Here is an 18043-nt window from a genome sequence, read left to right on the forward strand (position 1 = left end):
TCCGGGACCGGAGCAGTGATTGCCTGAACAGAAGGTGCCATCGAATGGTTAACAAAACCTAATTCCGCATGGAGGACGGTACCAGATTTTTTAACCCCTTTCTACACCCTGTTGAATCTAATAACGAATCACAGAACCAAACCGCTAATGCAACACATTAATAAGCCGGACTAAGTGACTCCAGGGACTCGCTGGCCAGCTTCCGTACAGAGAGCCGGAATTTTTACCCGGCCTTAAGTCCTGAGCCGTATGATTAACAATGCCCGTAAACGAATGGTTACCGCCGGCAAAAAACTTTAGGAGTTTGTTTCCCATAATTCCGGGAATGCCGGTGGAAACGGGTGGCACCAGGCCCTTGCCGGGTGGATTGGACGATATGTGCAGGTGTGCGTTTCCGGGAGTACCGAATCATGAAGTCACGTGAAAACCTCGTTCGGCTGAAGCAGTTTCAGGTGAATGAGAAGCGGCGGCAGCTGCTGCAGCTCGACATGATGATCGCCGAGTTCGAGCGCATGGCTGTGGAACTGGAGCTTCAGATCACCGCCGAAGAAAAGAAGGCCGGCATCACCGACATCAATCATTTTGCCTATCCGACCTTCGCCAAGGCAGCGCGCTTGCGCCGCGACAACCTCAGAAATTCACAAAGCGACCTCGCCCAGCAGCGAAGCGCTGCCGAATCATTACTCGGCGAAGCTGAAGCGGAGCTTTCCAAAGCGGAAATGCTGGAATCGCGCGATACCAAGATCCGCGACGCCGAATTGGGCGGCCGCAGCGCCATGATCGGCTGAAAACAGGGCCCTAGACCCACTCCACCTGGGCAATCGGAGCGAGGCGCCGCCGCCCGACCAGCGCAACGCGCAAGCCAGACGGCATGAATCCGGCACTTTGTGGATGATCGGATAAGCCGGCGGCCTCAGGCTTGGGCCAACAAATCCTCTTCGTGACCCACTGTCGCCCGCGCACGGGCCTCCTTGATGTCGGGCACATGCTGCTCCGACCAGGATCTTATCTGATTGAGCAGCCCCGCCAGGTTCTGGCCGAGTTCGGTCAATTCATATTCAACCCGTGGCGGGATCACCGGAAAGATTTCGCGCCGCACCAGACCGTCGCGTTCGAGGATGCGCAACGTCTGCGTCAGCATCTTTGGCGTAATGCCTTCGAGCTTGCGCGCCAGCTCGCCATTGCGCATCCGGCCGCGGCGTAGCGCGCAAACCGTCAGATAGACCCATTTGCTGGCCAGCATCTCGAGCACGGCATGCGAAGGACACGTCCGCTGGAAGGCGTCATAGCCGAAGGGGCAGTTCTCATCACTATCCATGAGGTGCCTATATATAGAAAAGGTACATACTAGACAAGGGAATATTACTATCCAAATGATAGTGGCATCAACAGAGCAGGAGACTCCCATGCGTGCCGTTATCCAGAATTCCGTCGGCGGACCCGACGTCCTTGTCATCGCCGACCGGCCCAACCCGACCCCAAAACACGGCGAAGTGCTTGTCCGCGTCAGGGGCGCCGGCATCAATCCGGTCGATGGTGCCGTACGCGGCGGCTATTACCCGCTGCTCGGCGAGCCGCCCTTCATCCTCGGCTGGGATATTTCGGGAACCGTCGAGGCGCTCGGCGCCGACGTGACGGGCCTCAAGGTCGGCGACGCCGTGTTCGGCATGCCGCATTTTCCCAGACAGGCAGCGGCCTATGCTGAACTCGCCGTCACGCCCGCCGATGAAATTGCGCTGAAGCCCGCAGGTATCGACCACATCCATGCCGCCGCATTGCCACTGGCCGGGCTGACAGCCTGGCAAGGCCTTGTCCGCCATGGCGGGTTGAAGCAGGGCCAGCGCGTGCTGATCCATGCCGCCGCCGGTGGCGTCGGACACCTGGCGGTACAGATCGCCAAGGCGCGCGGGGCTTACGTCATCGCCACCGCCAGCCCGGAAAAGCTCGATTTCGTCCGCTCACTCGGCGCCGACGAGGTGATCGACTACACCGAGGGCGATTTCACCGATAGCGCCCGCGACATTGATTTGGTCCTGGAGCCAATCGGCGGCGACCATGCGCAGCGCTCCCTGAAAGTGCTCAAGGCCGGTGGCGTGCTGGTCTCGCTGCTCAATGTCAGCGACGCCACCAGGGCAGAGGCTAGCGCGCGCAATATCCGCGTCGAGCGAATGTCCGTCGTGCCCGATCGTGAGGGCCTTGTGGAGCTCGGCAAACTGATCGATGCGAAAAAGCTTGCCATTCACGTGGCCAGGAGCTTTCCGCTTGAAGAGGCCGGCGACGCCCATGCTTTTCTTGCCACCAGACCGATCGGCAAGGTGGTGCTGGCGGTCTAAGGCAAACGCAGTCGTCGTGGCAAAACAAAAAGGGCGCGGATTGCCGCGCCCTTTTCTTATCTTCAAGCCGGCCTTAATGCCGGTATTGCTGGATGCGCGTGGTGCGCAGCCCGGCAAGCCCATATTCGTCGATCGACGCCTGCCAGGACAGGAATTCCTCGGTGGTAAGCTTGTAGCGCTGGCATGCCTCATCGAGGCTCAAAAGCCCGCCACGAACAGCCGCCACTACCTCCGCCTTGCGCCGAATAACCCAGCGCCGAGTGTTCGTCGGCGGCAGATCGGCAATCGTAAGGGGGCTGCCGTCAGGCCCGATAACATATTTGACTCGCGGTCTAACCAGATCGGTCATCGTACTCTCTACAAAAAACTCAAAGACCCAATCCCCACCACATTACCGCCACAGCTTTAAAAATTGCCTAAGCAGACCCTAATGACTAGGTAAGGATCATGAACGCCGCGTTAGTCTTTTCATCGGCATTTGAAACACTCGCCGGCAAGCGCGGAATTTGATCGCAAAATCGGCGCTGCCGCAAAGCTGGCGCGCCCGGAGAGCTTGACCTATATTCGCGCCATTGGCATGCAAGCGCCGTGCAGAACGAAAGAACCATGAACAGCCTCGATCTTCCCGCAAGCCCGCAAAACACCCGCATCGTCGTCGCCATGTCGGGCGGTGTCGATTCATCGGTCGTCGCCGGCCTGCTCAAGCGCGAAGGCTATGATGTCGTCGGCGTCACGCTGCAGCTCTATGATCATGGCGCGGCGACGCACCGGGCCGGTTCGTGCTGCGCCGGCCAGGACATCGACGATGCCCGCCGTGTCTCAGAGACGCTGGGCATCCCGCATTATGTGCTCGACTACGAAGAGCGCTTCCGCAAGGCGGTCATCGACCCCTTCGCCGAGAGCTACGTGGCTGGCGAAACGCCGATCCCTTGCGTTTCGTGCAACCAGACGGTCAAGTTCGCCGATCTTCTGGCGACCGCCAAGGAGCTTGGCGCCGATGCGCTGGCCACCGGCCACTACATCCGCTCCGGCGCCAACGGCGCCCATCGCGCGCTGTATCGGCCGGTCGACGCCGATCGCGACCAGAGCTATTTCCTGTTTGCCACCACCCAGGCGCAGATCGACTATCTGCGCTTTCCGCTCGGCGGCCTGTCGAAGCCACAGGTTCGCGCCATTGCCGAGGAGATGGGGCTTAACGTCGCTGCCAAGCAGGACAGCCAGGACATCTGCTTCGTGCCGCAGGGCAAATACTCCGACATCATCGCCAAGCTGAAGCCATCTGCCGCCAATCCGGGTGACATCGTCCATATCGACGGCCGCGTGCTTGGCCGCCATGAGGGCATTTTGCGCTACACGATCGGCCAGCGGCGCGGCATCGGCATCGCGTCGGGCGAGCCGCTCTATGTCGTCCATCTCGACGCCGACCGGGCCCGCGTCATCGTTGGTCCGCGCGAAGCGCTGGAGACGCACAAGATTTATCTGCGCAACATGAACTGGCTGGGCGACATTTCGCTGTCGGACATACCGGCAACCGGGTTGGAGCTGTTCGCCAAGGTTCGTTCGACGCGTCCGCCACGCCCGGCCGTACTGCATCACCGTGCCGGCAGTACCTTTGTCGAGCTGGCCGATGGCGAGTCCGGCATCGCGCCCGGCCAGGCCTGCGTGCTCTATTCCGACGACGGCAACGAGGCCCGCGTCTTTGGCGGCGGCTTCATCGAGCGCTCGGAGCGCGGCGCCGAGGCCGAGGCGATGCTGACACGGCTGGCCGCCCGCCCGGCGCAGATCCCCGCCGAGTAAGTCTCCGTCCTCTCAGAAACCGTTTCGAAATTCGCTCCATCAGATGGCCGCCGGAGTAGAATTCCAAACGGTCTCAGGATTTGGTGTGCGTGACCGTGCCTGCCGTCAGGATGCGCAGCACCCTGATGGCTTCCTCGCCGCTGGTACGCGGCTCGGCTCGCGTCTCGATGCACTGGATGAAATGTTCCAGTTCGCGCGTCAGCGGCATGCCTTGCCCAACCGCCACATAGGACGGCTCGTTGGCGGTGAACGCCCACTGGCCGCTGTCCTGCCATACGGCGTGGCGGTAGACGGCGAGCTTGCGCTCCCACGGCTCGACATCGTCGAACACCGCCATCGCCTTGGTGCCGACCACGGTCAGCCGCCGCTCGCGATAGGGATTGAGCCGCGAGGCGAAGAGGTGGCTGCGCAGGCCGTTGGGAAAGCGCATGTGCAGATGGGCGAAGTCGCTGAGATTGTCGAGCAGCGCTGCACCCTCGCCGCGCACCTCGATCGGCTCCGTGCCGGTGATGGCCAGGATCATCGACAGATCGTGCGGCGCCAGATCCCACAGTGCATCGTTCTCGGTGTGGAACTTGCCGAGCCCGAGCCGGTGCGAGTGGATGTATCGTACCTCGCCGAGCTCGCCATTGTCGATCAGCGCCTTCAGCGTCTCGAAGGCGGGATGAAAGCGCAGCACATGGCCGACCATGAAGACGCGGCCATTGTCTTTGGCCGCTTGCACCGCGCGCTCGGCATCGGTCACCGTCAGCGCGATCGGCTTTTCCACCAGCACGTCCTTGCCGCCCTCGACGGCGCGCACCGCCATGTCGGCATGGAACTGTGGCGGCAACGCCATGATGATGGCGTCGATATCGTCACGGACAAACAGCTGCTCGGGCTCGATCGCCAGGCAATCCTGCTCGCTGGCAAAACCTTCCGCACGGGCGCTGTTGAGGTCGGAGACCGCATGCAGCGCGCCAAGCGCCTTGAGGGTGCGGATGTGGTTGCTGCCCCAGTATCCGCAACCGAGGACTGCGATGCGCGGTTTCATTTGTTTCAAACTCTAGAATTTCCAGGCCGAGACATAGCGACGTGCCCCGCCGAACTCAACCCCGGTGGCCCAGCTCAAATGTCTGCCCGGCAAAGCTTTTCAGCGACACGCGAATATGCCGCCATACCGGTCGCCTGGAAGCTTGACAGGCTTGCCCTCCCAACCTTATATCCGCGCGACCTTGGCGAACGCCTCGACATGCCTTTCGATTTGAGGCGGATTTCGGGCCTTTCGCCGCCCTGGCGGGGTAGCTCAGTTGGTTAGAGCACGGGAATCATAATCCTGGGGTCGGGGGTTCAAGTCCCTCTCCCGCTACCAAATTTCTCCAAATTAAATCAGCCACTTAGGTGCAATCGCCTGCATCTGGGTGGCTGATTTCATGTTGCACCATGTTGCAAACCACTACCGTTGATTTCCAACGGTTTCCTGCGACTATCCGCCAGTCCGTGCGACATGGACTGCGACATGAGAGGCGCCGAGGTGACCATGCTTACCCGCTCGATCGACGCGCAAGAACTGTACGTCCGCATCGGCCACCATATCGAGTCAATGCCTGCCGGAATGGAGGTCTACAGCCCAGAGAAGGCGATATGGGCCAGCCAGGCTGTTGCCCTGGTCGAGGCGGTCGGTGACATGATGGATATGGCTGCAGTCAGGGATGCTTCGGAATGGTATCGCAAGCACCCAGACATTTACGGGAATACCTTTTGGCTCCTCCTGCAGCGTGCGCTGGCGCGGGCCGAGTTGGCAGCACCTGCATCATCTTCCGGGTCATTCCTGCCTGTCGGCAGCGCAATGGACGCAATGAGCGCTATCGGCAAGGTTTTGAAGGAAGCGCAGTCAAGGCTGCTCGTCGTCGACCCCTATCTGGATCATACTATTTTGACCGACTTCGCCGCTATGGCCGCGGAAGGGGTGAAGATCGACCTGCTGGCCGATGCCTTTGCACCGAAGACAATCGCAACGCTCGCTCCGGCAGTACAACGATGGGCCACACAGTACGGGGCCAAACGCCCCATTGAGGCTCGCGCCACTGCCCCGCGGCTGTTGCATGATCGGCTTATTATCGTCGACGACGCCAAGGTCTGGAACGTAAGCCAGTCGTTTAAGGATCTTGCGGGCAGGTCGCCGGCTTCGATCACCGTGGCGCCAGCCGAAGTCACGACGCTGAAAATTTCCGCTTTCGCCGACCTATGGGCGGCCGGCACGCCGCTATAAATGAAAAGCCCGCCACAGTGAGGCAGCGGGCCGCTCGCTGTCCGGCGCCAATTGCGGTGCCATTTCTTTCCTGCGACTATCGGCAGGTCCACGCGAGATGGACGCGACACGGAGGGGCTGATGGTCGAATTGACGGAGGCGCTCAAACATGACGCCAGCCAGTTGGCTTTTATCGAGGAGGGGAAGGCCGGGAAACTCCTGCGCAAGCTCACCCTGCTCGATGAAACTAGGGCAAAACTGAAGTTCGACCTGGACAACGCTGCCTCTGCGGCTGCCCGTGTGCACAGATACCAGCCTTTGATTGACGAGACGCCACAATGCCCGCTCTGTTGGATATTGCGAGCAAAGCATGAGCCCGTTGTGGGCAAACGAAGCGGTCGCGCGTTGAAGTGCGGACAATGTGGGTACGAGGTAGGCTTTGAAGGGGGTAAGGTTAAGAGCCCGCCACCGTGAGGCATCTGTGAATTTTGTCACAGACGCAGCGACGCATCGGCCTAGCTTGCAGCGTGTAGTTTCCTCCAGCGGTGAAGGGAGTACACCGATGCTTGTGAACCTTCCTATGCTTCTGAGCCTTCCTCTTGTGGCAGTTGGCCCCCTTGCCGAATGGCTCCGTCATCGGGCCGAACAGAAGACGCAGTTGAAGACAACGGCCGAGCTGAGCGAGTCACCAGACGACATGCTCAGCGACATCGGGATTTCCCGTGACGACATCATGCATGCGTTCCACAGTTGTGGAAGGTCCGCGGCGTCGAGACGCGCAAGGGATCACGCGCCCGGCGGTCCGAGGGTGGTGGGCTAACAAAAGGCCCGCCACCGTGAGGTAGCGGGCCAATCCTGCAAATTTGCAGCTTTTCAGTCGGCGGTGTCCGGCTGCTCGCGCTCGTCTATGGCTTCGCGCTCGTCGTCGCCTTCCCGGTCGTCTTCCTCAGTGCAGCCGCGCCCGTGGCCAGTCCATCCAAGATCGGGTTCGCCTTCGGGATGGTTCCAAGTGTTCTGCTCGACCTTGCCGGCGAGGCGCTGGTCTATGTGCTCCGACCAGCCCAGTTCGTACTCGTCGTCATCCCTGCCGTCGTGCGGCTCGTCCAGCACGTCGCCACCATGCTCGTTTTCACCTTATTCAATGGCTGCGGTGCAAGCGGCTTTCGAATCGGCCGGCGTCGAGTTCATCCCTGAGAATGGCGGGGGCGCCGGGGTGAGGCTGCGAAAGACTGACGGCGGCATGGATAGTGGTGGCTAGGATGGATGCTGGCTCCCCCAGCGGGGGGGATCGCTTCCGTTTGTTTCAGTTTGTGACTTTCTGGCTACATACAAAAACGACAAACCTGAAATAGTGACGCCGCGTCTCGAATTCGGTGGGGATTCTGTGAAAACTCTCTTGCTCGCTTCTGTTTTTGGCCTCGCATTGTGCGCGCCGGTCCTGGCCGCCGATCCGACGGCGCCGGTCGAAACGACGGAATGGACTTGGCAAGGCGCCTATGCAGGTGCCTTCGGCGCTGGGACGCTCGAACACTACCGCATCCAGGAACCCCCTCCGTTCGACATCTTTGGCACCTCCAGACACTCCGTGGGCTCGGCGAGCCTCGGCGGATTTGCCGGCTACAATTTCCAGTCGGGCAAGATCGTCTATGGCGTTGAAGGCGAACTTGGCTATCGCTTCAAGAAGTCGACCTTCACCGACGTTCCCGGTGCAGTGACGCTGGATGCCTCGACTGGCCTGTTCGGGTCGTTGAAGGGGCGGGTCGGCATGGATATGGGGGCCTATCTGCCGTACGTTACCGCCGGTGTCACTGCGGCGAAGCTGAAGACGTTCTGGCCCGGCGGCCCGGCGGAAGCGGACGCGACCCTTGTCGGCGGTATCGTTGGCGCCGGTGTCGATGTCGCGCTGACCCACAATGTCTTCCTGCGCGGCGAATATGATTTCTCGTATTTTGGCAAGAAGACGCTAAGCTACTGCACCAATTGCGAGCTGGATCACACGGTCCAGACGCATGACTTCAGGGTCGGCGTCGCGCTGAAGTTCTAGCGGCCCTATGTGCAGTGCCGGCGCCACCCAAGCTCCAACTTTGGCGTCAGCGCCTCTTCGGCTTCGGCGTGATCTCCTCGATCTGCGCCCGAGTTATTGCAGTGCGCCGTCACTGCCATCCACGGATCGATCAAAGTTTGAAAGTCCAGCCCTTACCCATGCGGCCGATAGCGCGGCGCCCGAGCGGCATGGCCGCAGACGTGGCTATCCAAGCCGGCCCGTATGGGATCGATCCACCTATTTGAGGACGGGCACCGACAAATTGTGAAACTCTTCAAAATGACCCGGGAAATTGCGCGCCAGATACCGCACCACCTTGGAATTATCCATCAGCCGGTCAAAATAGCGGCTGGCCGCGACCAGCTCCAGGCTCGCGGGCCCACGTCGTTCGACCGCGCTTAGAAATGCCAGGCTAAGCCTGGCTAACTCGGGCTCCATCTCCATTAGCTGGTCTTCGGTAAGACCGGCGATCTGCTTTCGCGGGTCGATATCCTTGACTAGTAGCGGCCGTGGCGTGAGAGCGACGAGCATCTTCACGTAGTTGAACCTGACCCGCTCCATGGCAACCATCAGCCGCGCAATCTCAATTTGCCTGGCCGGAACGACCAGCCGCAGCAAAGCGAAAAGCTTTGCGGGCCCCGTGCAGTCATGCAGCAGATCGAGAACTTCCGGGCAAACCTCGCCGGCGGGAAGCAAGGGGGCGCTCACGACAGAGGCGGGTTGAGGTAAGTCCCGTGCGGGCGGCGGGCCTTGGATTCTCTTTGCTAATGCATTTGGCATCGTCGCAAGGCCTTCGGATGCCAGTAGCATGCGGAACTGCCTGTCGCCTGTCATCAGGCGAACCGCCACGGCGATATTGTCCAGGCTCTGTTCCAGTTCTTGAGATTCTTCAATGAAGGCACGCTTGCGTCTGCACTCCGCGTCGTAGGTTTTGAGGAGCCGGGGGCCGAAACGACGCATCTTTGGCCCTTGCTGGTTAGGCGCAAAACGCCCAGCATTTCTGCGTTCGCTGTGCAGGAGAGCCTCATAAGCGGCTTCACGGCTCAGGCGCTTTACATTCATATTGCGCCCTCGACGGATACCCGCTCGGCCAATGCAATAAGCGGCTCCAGCGTGGGAAACAGATATGAATCCAGACGCGCTCCGTTGTTGGCAAGCAGTTCCCGTTTGGCTGCGATCTCACACGCGGGGGCAATCAGGTAGTCCCGAACGGTGAGGTCGCCGGGATTCATCCTGATCAGGACAAAAATGTCCGGCAGCAGCTGAAGATTAGCCTTCGAAAACCAGCGCGGATAGCCGAGGCCGGAAACCCTGCAGCGTCCCACTGCGATCGCCACAGTGAACTCACGGTTGATCCGCACGAGGTCCGTCTCGGTGTCATGGATCGCAAGCGCGCCGTGCTTTTCAACCGCGGCCAGGAGATCCTCGATCGCCTCCTGCCTCATCGTTTCCAGGCGCCGGTTCACATGGATGAAGCGGCAACTCTTGGATGGCTGGTATCCGATCAGTTCATAGGCTTTGACGATGCCTCCGAAACGCGAGTGGTAGCGTGTGGACGGAGGGCAATCGGGTGCGGCGTCCACAATAGAGGCGGACAAGGCGCCGCGACGGGCCAGGAGCGCCTTGAGGGCCGCCAACATCTGGTCGTTTGTCATGTGGCGATAGATAGTTTTGAGGATACCCTGCGCTCGGCTAAACAGCTTGCGGTCCACGATCGGCTCCAAGACGTTTTCCGCCCGCACCCACTGTTCCGGGGGATTGCTGACATGATTGCCTTTGAGCCTGGTCGAGCTCTTGTTCCAAACGCTGTTGCCGACGTAATTTTCGTTGGTCAGCACCGAGTGCATAGACTCCCGGGTCCATGGACGCCTACGGTCGGTCAGCACGCCGCGCTTGTTTAGCAGTCTTGCGATCTGAAGCTCTGTCTTCCGTGTTTTGACAAAGTGCTCGAAAATCCATCTCACGGTCGCGATCTCGTCCGGCGGCCCGGGGACCAGAACTATTCGGTCGGTCTGCAGGCTCTTGTATTCGTGGGACGAAAGAATGCCTTTTGGACGCCCCTGTCGGTCGACAAGCAAGCGTCGCAGGCCAAGCCCGGCCTTTCCGCCCTGACGAAATCCCATACGGATCAGCCTTACCTGGCCTATGAACACTTTCTGCGACAGCATGCGGCTATGCTCGGCCGCCATGCTGCGCTTGATGGCCTTGAGCACATCGGATCCGATACTGCCGTCGTTTACAAACTGCTCGGCGCAAAATTCGATCCGCACTCCGGCCATCTGGCACCGGTACTCATAGGCGGCGCTCTCGTCGATATTCTGGAACCGTCCCCAGCGGCTGACGTCATACACCACGACCGTCTCGAACTCGGCTCTCCCGCTCTCGACATCGGTCAGTAACTGCTGAAGGCCCGGACGCCCTCCCAGGTTAAGGCCGCTGCGACCAACGTCCTCGTAGGTGGCAACTATGTCGTAGCCCATGATATCCGCATAGTCGCGGATGGCATCCTTCTGGTTGTCGATCGAGTAGGTCTGGTGCTCGGTCGACATACGCAGGTACTGCGCCGCGCGAACCTTGGTCGGAACGGGGTGAGCTGCTGGAGCTTTGGCCATGGGTGTCCTCGCGTTGTCCGAGGGTGACAACCTGCGGACCGGCGACCTGCAATCTGATTAGCAATAGCCGGACAGTTTATGTCGAATAGTAGCGCTTGCTGGCCTCGCTGAGCCGCAAACAGCTCCATTTCCTTCTGATGTCCTGCCTCAAGGGCCGAGAAACCATGTCTCATTTCGTGAGCAGCCGCGCCGCTGTTTGGCCGCAAAGTCGACCCAGGTGGAACAATTCGCCCTTTCGTCAGTTCATGGGGCTGGGAACAGGAGTATCTCGTATGGTTATCAGGAAAGCCGTTGTGGCGGCTCTTATGGCGGCAGCACTAGCGGGTTGTGCTACGCAGACCGAACAACAGCAGCGTGCGACCACCGGCGCACTCATCGGTGGCGGTGTCGGAGCCCTTGCCGGTCAGGCGCTAGGCGGCAACACCAAGAGCACGGTGATCGGTGCTGCCGGCGGCGCCTTGCTCGGCGCAGTCATCGGCCAGTCGACCACGCCGCAGCGCCGCGGCGAACAGCTCTGCCGTTACCAGGACCGCTACGGCCGCATCTACACCGCGCCCTGTGACGATCGCTACTATAACGGCGATTATTGATGTGCGACCGCCCCTCTTCCCTTCTTGGAAGAAGGGCGTTCGGCGCTCAGGCCTTGGCCTCATTCCACCAGGGACAACCGGCTACGAGTTCCGCTTCGGGGTCGAAAGCTTGCCGGCGGCGCGATATGGTCGGCATGGCCGCCTTCGCTCCTGAATGGCCGTGCTGGGCGCCTATCTGCTGTTGAGCTAGCGGCGCTTCGGCTTCGGCGTGATCTCCTCGATCTGCGCTTTCATGCCGTCCTGGACCACCGCCTGTTCAAGGGCCTCGGCTTCAGCCTTGTCTTTGGTGCTCAGGATCGTGCGCCAATGCGGCTTGTCGAAGACGCTGACGACGTAGGTGGTTCTTGCGGGCTCAGGTCCGGCTGGCATACCTCACCTTGCCCCACTGGCTGCATTGAGGACACAAAGGGCGGAGATAGGCCAACATGTCGCCCGGAATATTTCCGGAATTGGTAATCGTCAGGCTGCCGCCATTGAAACCCTCCAGGCTGTAGGATTCCCAGGTGCCGCTGAGGGGCTGATCGTTTTCTTGTAGTTTCAAATACCCGGTGCGACCGCATTCGCAAACCAGCTTTTCCCGAAAAACATTTGAGAGCATTTAGGACTGCCTTCCGCGATGCGGCAAACAAGCCCGATCGTGCGCGCGAACTGACTTGATACGCCTGATGGCCGATGCGGTTGGGCTTCCTTGGGTTGGGGCGGACCGCATCGGCCACCGCGGGTGACAAACTCCTCCCGCGTCCCTGAAATTAAAGGCATATTAGCATTCGCGCAATTAAGCCTATCGGGCTACCCAGCCGTAGGGGCGCGCACCGGGCCTGTCCCGTTCCAGCGGATGAACGGCGCATCCTTGCCGGTGATATCTCGCACCGTCTCTAGAAGGGCCTCTTGGGCCGCCTGAAGCGCTCTGAAGTAATCGCAGCTTGGAGCTAGCACCGGGCCATCGTCCAAAAGGCTGTATTCCGACAACTATAGCGAGTGCGCTACACTCACTACTCGGCGCCGTTTCCCTCAAAGCGCTGCCGGTTAAGGCTCGGCGCCCCTCTGGTTTGTTCAGTGTCAAAGGAGGGCGCCGGGCCGCAGAATTTGCTTCTGCGATTGAGTGATCATCGCCAGTTCTTGTGCCCCGTCGCGAGGCGCTGGCTCGTGCCATCATGCCCGCGGGGTTTACAGGCTTGGGAGGGAAATTAGCATGCAAGAGCTTATGCAGTATCTGGCGATAGCATCCGGCTTTGTCGCGGCCGGACTTGGAATTCGCGCAGCCAACGTGATCGTGCGCGATACGATTGAAGATTTCATCGTGGACATCGGAAACCAGAGCAGGTGGGCGAGCTATGCTGCCTTCGCGGCCGGCGCTTCTGTCTTCCTGCAAGCTGTCGACCGTTTGGCGCAATAGCGGCCCTTAACGCGACATGATCGGGCATGGCCGCCTGCCTGCTGATGGCCGTCCTGTGCTGTTGCTGCCGGTGAAGCCCTAGACTCTCACGAATTCCGCAAGCCCCAAGCGTCGTCGCTGCCCTTCCGCGTAGGCCAAAGCGAACGATTCAAGCTCGAATGATCGAGTGAGTTCTTCGTAGCCATCGACCACGCGGACGAACCATTCTCCGCAGGCTTCAACGACTTCGACGGTAGGCGGACGAGCGCCATTCAGCGGTACGTTGTCCATCGCAATTCTCCTCCAAGAGCAATGGGTGAAACGCCGATTTTTAAGACCCGCGCGCGGAGACTTTCAATTAAAAATGACATACCGGGCAACGCGGTAAGCGGAATGTGAAATAGGGCACACAAGGTCATCAGCGGCACATGGATTTCGTCTAGCGCCTTCCGCGATCACACCATAGGCGTCTGCATCTTGGTTATATTAGCTTGTGCTTGTGGCAGACCTTTTTCGCGCCTTGGGCCGGCGTCCCTACATCCCAACAGCCTGCCCAGCAGCGAGCCGCCGGGAAGTGAGGAGGCATGAGCAGCTTAGGCTTATGGGTCATATTCGTGACAGCGGCCACGGCGATCCTTTACCTGTTGTCGTATGTCGAGATCAGGATGTAGTCCTGCACCAACCTTTGGTGGCGTCATTCGTTCATTTGGTTGTATTCCGCCTAAATTAGCAGGCGCGTATATCTCCCATCAGCCGGCGCCGCCTCTTGATGCCCCTGCCGGTTAGGCCCGGCGCTTGCTGGCCTACCCCGCCCCAGGTGCCGGGCCGCTGCTTTACGGCGCGCCGACAAGTGCCGCAAGTTCGTTACGCGTAAATTCGATCAGGTATCGGTACCTCGAACCGTCCGAGTAGATGCCCTCGGCTTCAATCGATATCACCGGGCCGCCTGTTCCAGATTTGACATCGCCAGCGATCAACGGTCGATGGAAGATGGTCCTAGACACGCCTTCTCGCTTGGAAGGCCCCACCAGAATCCGCATTGCTTTACCCCGTTCTGTCGCTTCGCGATGAAGTGTGGCGGACCCTCACCCGCCCCCAACACACCTGTCTGTGCAATTGCGGTGCCAGCTAACTGATCCAATATGGGTCACGTTGAAAAAGGGGGGACTCGACAGGAACGGGAAGGAGCGTCGATGGGGCACTACCGCGCGGCGCAAAAAGATGGCCGATGCAGACTGGCAACCTTCGGGGAGGACAGTCGCACCGGCCACTGCGGGGACTTATGGGGTTCCTTCCGCACCGACTAAATTAATCTGTATATTAGCCATCACGCAATTACGCCTATCGGCGGGAGCACCGGTCCCGTCCCGTTCCATCGGATGAACGGCGCATCCTTGCCGGTGATATCTTTGGCCGTCTTCAACAGTGCCTCGTGGGTGTTTTGCAGCGCTCGGAAATGCTCGCAGCTAGGCGAGAGCAGCGGCTGCACGATGCTCTTGTGCAGCCGTTCCGCCTCGCTCAGGAAGCGCGCGATTTCAGTCTCTGATAGCTGCTTGGAAAGTTTGGTCCTGGCCATGGTAGCGAACTCCGTTTGAGGGGTCGCCGCAACGAAAGGAATATAATCCTGAATCGGGTGGTGAGGGCAAGTGCCTTTCGCGGGGCGACGAATGATACTAACGACCGCCTCTGTGGAGTGGTCGGTTCGGAACGGCAGGCTGCTTGGTAGTGCCCGGAGTGGTTTCCTCCGCCGCCTGCTTGGTATCTCGCCGCCCATAGACAAGCCAGAACAGGAGTGAGAAGTACCCGACCTGCAGCAGAACCGCAGCAATGATACCCCACACAATAGCCTTCCAGATTGAGCCTGTGGCCGAATAGGCACAAACCCCGACGACGCCCGATGTCGTCAGCATTCCCACGAGAAACTGCGGAAAATACATTGCCCCAACTGCGTGGCCACTAGCGGGGAAAAACGTCAGCCCGGGGTTTTGCTGCAGAGTAGCTAATATTAGGGTCTGCTTTAGCCGGCTCGCCCGCCTGAGCCGGTTAGGCCCGGCGGTAAGTGGATTTACCCCAACGGACTGTCGGGCCGCTGGGGTGGGGCAGCTACCAGATCATTGGAACTCGCCGGGCGAGGACCCCAACCACCTCAAGCCCGGCGAGCCTACAAACCTGATCAGATTACGCGATCAGGACCGGGGTCAGCCGGCAAGCATCCGCTGCAAGATGGATGCCGACACCTCTCTCCCGAAATGGGACACGCATACATCGCATCGATCAGCGATTGGGTGCAAAGGGGCGGAGCATCCGTCCGTGTCACTCTGGCAAACCGGCATCGCAGTGCACGATCGCGTCTAGAATCACCTCATAGACGCTCCCGGTATCCTCCTCGATTTCCACGCTGCTAATGCCGATCGTCTTGGCGTCAGCGAACAGCTTTTGCGTCAGCTCAGCAACTGAGATGATATCGGCGCCGACCGTTTCGGGGACGTTGGAAATCCACTTGTGAAGGAAGTTGGTGCCGCGTGTGCTCATGAGCAGATAAAGCGCGCGCCGTAAATTAGGTTCCGCTCATCCTGGGCTGGCGCTGGATTGCAGAGCCCTTACCATTAGCGTACCCTAATTTATTGGGGCAAACAGGGAGAGGGCTAATGGGGAAGCATCTGTGGCTGGGCTTGGCCCTAGCGTGCTCAGGCATGCTTTTGAATAGTATGGCAGCCGAGGCAAAAGCCTTCAAAAGCTTCCAGGGCAAAGAGTGCAGAAACGACTACAAACGTCTTTGCCCAGGGAAACCGATTGGCCAATGTGATCTTCAGAGCATGATCGATCAGCTATCACTCCCATGCAAAGCATTCGTCGAGAAGCACAAGTAAGGGTCAATCCTCTTCCCTGAAATCCTGCAACGAGGCGCGTAGCAAGTCCGTATAAACGCGCCACCACCGCCTTGAGCGGCGGGCTACCACGGGCGGAGTTTTCTCACCGGTAGGCGGGGTCTTCTCACCGTCAGGCGAGCTTTTCTTACCGGAAGCGCCTTTGGTTTGGCGCCAGGCAAGCTTTTCTCTCTCGCCCTCTCCAGTTCCAACAGCCGTATGTATTCTGTCTCAAAGGCCTCCATGTTCGTCCGTTCCGCGCTCCGGAGATAGAAGTACGGCAGAGCAAATGCCAAAATTATGATTACGCCAGTCGCGCCCGCCATGTGGTTGCATTCAACAAGCCAACAAAGGAACGCAACCACGCCGCCGGCTACAGCCGCTCCGGTTATACCTGCCCGGAAAGGACCATATCTAGGCGGTGGCGCAACCGAGTCTGCCCGTTGCCTGGCCTCGAAGCTAATGCGTGAAGCGGCGTCCAATCTGACAATTCCCGATATCGAGCGTATTTTTAGCAACTTCTAATGAAATGGCAAAGCGCCTGAGAAGCTGGGTACCGGCTTCAGGACTAAAAAGCCCGCCGGCCGAAGCCAGCGGGAGTTGGACAAGGCCAGAGTTAGGGTCTCTGGCAGATTGAAAACGATCCGACCCGGCTTTTGTTTCAGCCCTTGCTGGGCGAAGCTTGCGGTGCTGGTAGGGGAGATTAACCCTTTGCTAACGATCAATTTGCCGTGCGGTTCGGCGGGTGCTTTTATGATAGCGCTGGAGGGAGCACCGCTTTGTTCATTGACTACTACGAGCTTCTGGAAGTCAGCCGCAACGCTAACTCAGAAACGATTGAGCGCGTGTTTCGCTATTTTGCCATGCGCTATCATCCCGACAACCAGAATACCGGGGACGCAGCGCGCTTCAGCGAAATCGTGGAGGCACATGATACGCTCAAATATCCCGTCAAGCGCGCGCAATATGACATTCACTACAATGAGCAGATGAATATACATCGCGAGCTGACCCAGGAAGCCACCGACACTAAAGGCATCGAACGAGATAGCGTCATTCAGGCTAAAGTTCTCTCGTTGCTTTATGTAAAACGCCGAAAGGATGTCAACGATCCGGGCATTGGCGACGTGGAAATCGAACGATTGTCAGGCTGCCCTCGTGAACATCTGGAGTTTCATGTCTGGTATATGAAGGCGAAAGGCTGGATTTCGAGGATCGAAAACGGAACCATTGCGATCACTATTGAAGGCATAGATCGCGCGAACTCCGAATATCCTCGTGGGGCCGCGGTGACCAGACTACTGGATCACGCTCATTAGGGCGGCCATGCCTTCAGCGCTTGCTAAAAAGCCTCAAGCGCCTCGCCAGCGTCGGTTTCCGCTGGCCGCTCTCCCCTACACCGCCTAAGCGAAAGCTATTGTGATCGAACTCTCCGCGAAAACAGCTCGGCGGTGATTTCGTCTCTGTCCCCACCATGCATAGCTATCAAAGCCAGCGCTTCCTGGCGGCCAATGTTGCCGAGCTTCATGAGGTATGGAAGCTCAAACGTTCTCTTGTTGAAGCGCCATTCTGGCACGTACCGTGTTGCCACTTTTCGCGCTGTCGTTCCATCTTGACGCATCATTTGGCTCCTCTCCCTGATATGATGATGCCGTCGCAAATTCCGTGCCTCTTGCTCCCGCGCGGCTCGACGATATCTGGACTCTCTCGCGCAACCGAAGCATTCTCCCATCGAGGAGAAGGGGCGTGGGCAAAGTCCAGCGTCATGAGGGTGCCAACCAGGCTGACCGTTGGCGGAGAAACGCCAGGAGGCGTCGGGCGCGTTTCCGACCTCAATACTTGTTCGCGTTGCTGATGGTCCCCTTGGCTGCGTTTCTCACAGCGAGACCACAAACCCTCGACACCGTTGCCGGCTTCGTCCCTGCCAGCTGGCGCACAGCAATCGCCGACGGCGCCGCCGGCAGTTGCGACATCAAAGGCAATATCTCCATCAACACCGGCGAGCGGATCTACCATGTGCCGGGCCAGGAACATTACTGGGAGACGAAGATCAGCCCGCAATATGGAGAGCGCTGGTTCTGCAGTGAGGCGGAGGCGATGGCGGCCGGTTGGCGGAAGGCAAGGCAGTGAAGCGCGTTTGGCTGGCAGTGCTATTCGTAACGGCGGCTCTGTCTGCACACGCCGACGATGGCGAG

General features: G+C 59.5%; 21 protein-coding genes and 1 tRNA gene. 11 read left to right on the forward strand and 11 right to left on the reverse strand.

Translation table 11 applies throughout. From position 1 onward, the window contains the following. The first annotated feature begins 410 nt into the window (after nucleotides 1-410). Nucleotides 411-788, forward strand: coding sequence for a flagellar export protein FliJ (locus tag AC1DXU_RS05070; RefSeq protein ID WP_023669945.1), 378 nt, complete (start codon nucleotides 411-413; stop codon nucleotides 786-788). 125 nt (nucleotides 789-913) lie between these two features. Here the strand turns inward: AC1DXU_RS05070 and AC1DXU_RS05075 are convergent, their stop codons facing one another. Continuing rightward, nucleotides 914-1318 (reverse strand): winged helix-turn-helix transcriptional regulator, encoded by a 405-nt coding sequence (locus AC1DXU_RS05075; protein WP_477313092.1) that lies wholly within the window; start codon nucleotides 1316-1318, stop codon nucleotides 914-916. A gap of 88 nt (nucleotides 1319-1406) precedes the next feature. On the opposite strand from AC1DXU_RS05075, the gene AC1DXU_RS05080 reads away from it, so the two are divergent. After that, a complete protein-coding gene (locus tag AC1DXU_RS05080) occupies nucleotides 1407-2333 on the forward strand; it encodes an NADP-dependent oxidoreductase (RefSeq protein WP_477313094.1) in 927 nt (308 codons plus the stop codon). Between the two features lie 73 nt (nucleotides 2334-2406). Here AC1DXU_RS05080 and sciP read toward each other — a convergent pair whose 3' ends face one another. Further along, nucleotides 2407-2682, reverse strand: a complete 276-nt coding sequence (gene sciP / locus AC1DXU_RS05085; protein WP_013529904.1) for a CtrA inhibitor SciP — start codon at nucleotides 2680-2682, stop codon at nucleotides 2407-2409. A 257-nt stretch (nucleotides 2683-2939) separates the two neighbouring features. Between sciP and mnmA the strand changes: the two genes are divergently transcribed. Then, nucleotides 2940-4130, forward strand: a complete 1191-nt coding sequence (gene mnmA / locus AC1DXU_RS05090; RefSeq protein ID WP_477365097.1) for a tRNA 2-thiouridine(34) synthase MnmA — start codon at nucleotides 2940-2942, stop codon at nucleotides 4128-4130. A gap of 73 nt (nucleotides 4131-4203) precedes the next feature. On the opposite strand, the gene AC1DXU_RS05095 is transcribed toward mnmA, so the two are convergent. Continuing rightward, complete coding sequence (locus AC1DXU_RS05095; RefSeq protein WP_477365100.1) at nucleotides 4204-5163, reverse strand: Gfo/Idh/MocA family protein; 960 nt, start codon at nucleotides 5161-5163, stop codon at nucleotides 4204-4206. Nucleotides 5164-5404: 241 nt separating this feature from the next. On the opposite strand from AC1DXU_RS05095, the gene AC1DXU_RS05100 reads away from it, so the two are divergent. The 3 genes from AC1DXU_RS05100 to AC1DXU_RS05110 all read left to right on the forward strand — a co-directional run bounded on the left by AC1DXU_RS05100 (nucleotide 5405) and on the right by AC1DXU_RS05110 (nucleotide 6834). Then, nucleotides 5405-5481 (forward strand) — tRNA-Met (locus AC1DXU_RS05100). 147 nt (nucleotides 5482-5628) lie between these two features. Then, on the forward strand, nucleotides 5629-6381 hold the full coding sequence (locus AC1DXU_RS05105) for a phosphatidylserine/phosphatidylglycerophosphate/cardiolipin synthase family protein (RefSeq protein ID WP_477365102.1): 753 nt from the start codon (nucleotides 5629-5631) through the stop codon (nucleotides 6379-6381). Nucleotides 6382-6501: 120 nt separating this feature from the next. After that, nucleotides 6502-6834 carry a hypothetical protein gene (locus AC1DXU_RS05110; RefSeq protein WP_477365105.1) on the forward strand — a complete coding sequence of 111 codons (333 nt, stop codon included), beginning with the start codon at nucleotides 6502-6504 and terminating at the stop codon, nucleotides 6832-6834. A 399-nt stretch (nucleotides 6835-7233) separates the two neighbouring features. On the opposite strand, the gene AC1DXU_RS05115 is transcribed toward AC1DXU_RS05110, so the two are convergent. Then, nucleotides 7234-7470 (reverse strand): hypothetical protein, encoded by a 237-nt coding sequence (locus AC1DXU_RS05115; protein WP_477365108.1) that lies wholly within the window; start codon nucleotides 7468-7470, stop codon nucleotides 7234-7236. Between the two features lie 274 nt (nucleotides 7471-7744). On the opposite strand from AC1DXU_RS05115, the gene AC1DXU_RS05120 reads away from it, so the two are divergent. After that, a complete protein-coding gene (locus tag AC1DXU_RS05120) occupies nucleotides 7745-8404 on the forward strand; it encodes an outer membrane protein (RefSeq protein WP_477365111.1) in 660 nt (219 codons plus the stop codon). A gap of 237 nt (nucleotides 8405-8641) precedes the next feature. Here the strand turns inward: AC1DXU_RS05120 and AC1DXU_RS05125 are convergent, their stop codons facing one another. Next, nucleotides 8642-9466, reverse strand: coding sequence for a plasmid partitioning protein RepB C-terminal domain-containing protein (locus AC1DXU_RS05125; RefSeq protein ID WP_477365114.1), 825 nt, complete (start codon nucleotides 9464-9466; stop codon nucleotides 8642-8644). Further along, nucleotides 9463-11016 carry a recombinase family protein gene (locus AC1DXU_RS05130; protein WP_477365117.1) on the reverse strand — a complete coding sequence of 518 codons (1554 nt, stop codon included), beginning with the start codon at nucleotides 11014-11016 and terminating at the stop codon, nucleotides 9463-9465. The genes AC1DXU_RS05125 and AC1DXU_RS05130 overlap by 4 nt, the downstream gene beginning before the upstream one ends. A gap of 272 nt (nucleotides 11017-11288) precedes the next feature. Between AC1DXU_RS05130 and AC1DXU_RS05135 the strand changes: the two genes are divergently transcribed. Then, a complete protein-coding gene (locus AC1DXU_RS05135; protein WP_477365120.1) occupies nucleotides 11289-11606 on the forward strand; it encodes a YMGG-like glycine zipper-containing protein in 318 nt (105 codons plus the stop codon). 186 nt (nucleotides 11607-11792) lie between these two features. Here AC1DXU_RS05135 and AC1DXU_RS05140 read toward each other — a convergent pair whose 3' ends face one another. Further along, nucleotides 11793-11975: a hypothetical protein gene (locus AC1DXU_RS05140; RefSeq protein WP_477365123.1), complete on the reverse strand. Its 183-nt coding sequence runs from the start codon at nucleotides 11973-11975 to the stop codon at nucleotides 11793-11795. Nucleotides 11976-12810: 835 nt separating this feature from the next. Between AC1DXU_RS05140 and AC1DXU_RS05145 the strand changes: the two genes are divergently transcribed. Next, a complete protein-coding gene (locus tag AC1DXU_RS05145) occupies nucleotides 12811-13002 on the forward strand; it encodes a hypothetical protein (RefSeq protein ID WP_477365126.1) in 192 nt (63 codons plus the stop codon). A gap of 78 nt (nucleotides 13003-13080) precedes the next feature. On the opposite strand, the gene AC1DXU_RS05150 is transcribed toward AC1DXU_RS05145, so the two are convergent. From AC1DXU_RS05150 to AC1DXU_RS05165, 4 genes are all read right to left on the reverse strand, one after another. Then, nucleotides 13081-13272, reverse strand: a complete 192-nt coding sequence (locus tag AC1DXU_RS05150; RefSeq protein ID WP_477365129.1) for a hypothetical protein — start codon at nucleotides 13270-13272, stop codon at nucleotides 13081-13083. Nucleotides 13273-14308: 1036 nt separating this feature from the next. Continuing rightward, nucleotides 14309-14557 (reverse strand): hypothetical protein, encoded by a 249-nt coding sequence (locus AC1DXU_RS05155; RefSeq protein WP_477365132.1) that lies wholly within the window; start codon nucleotides 14555-14557, stop codon nucleotides 14309-14311. 97 nt (nucleotides 14558-14654) lie between these two features. Then, complete coding sequence (locus AC1DXU_RS05160; protein WP_477365134.1) at nucleotides 14655-14918, reverse strand: exopolysaccharide production repressor protein; 264 nt, start codon at nucleotides 14916-14918, stop codon at nucleotides 14655-14657. 376 nt (nucleotides 14919-15294) lie between these two features. Further along, nucleotides 15295-15513 carry a DUF768 domain-containing protein gene (locus tag AC1DXU_RS05165; protein WP_477365137.1) on the reverse strand — a complete coding sequence of 73 codons (219 nt, stop codon included), beginning with the start codon at nucleotides 15511-15513 and terminating at the stop codon, nucleotides 15295-15297. A 1114-nt stretch (nucleotides 15514-16627) separates the two neighbouring features. On the opposite strand from AC1DXU_RS05165, the gene AC1DXU_RS05170 reads away from it, so the two are divergent. Then, complete coding sequence (locus AC1DXU_RS05170; protein ID WP_477365139.1) at nucleotides 16628-17167, forward strand: J domain-containing protein; 540 nt, start codon at nucleotides 16628-16630, stop codon at nucleotides 17165-17167. Between the two features lie 427 nt (nucleotides 17168-17594). After that, a complete protein-coding gene (locus AC1DXU_RS05175) occupies nucleotides 17595-17978 on the forward strand; it encodes a sunset domain-containing protein (protein ID WP_477365142.1) in 384 nt (127 codons plus the stop codon). Nucleotides 17979-18043: the final 65 nt, after the last annotated feature.

It is taken from the genome of Mesorhizobium sp. P3_A10 (assembly GCF_056403175.1).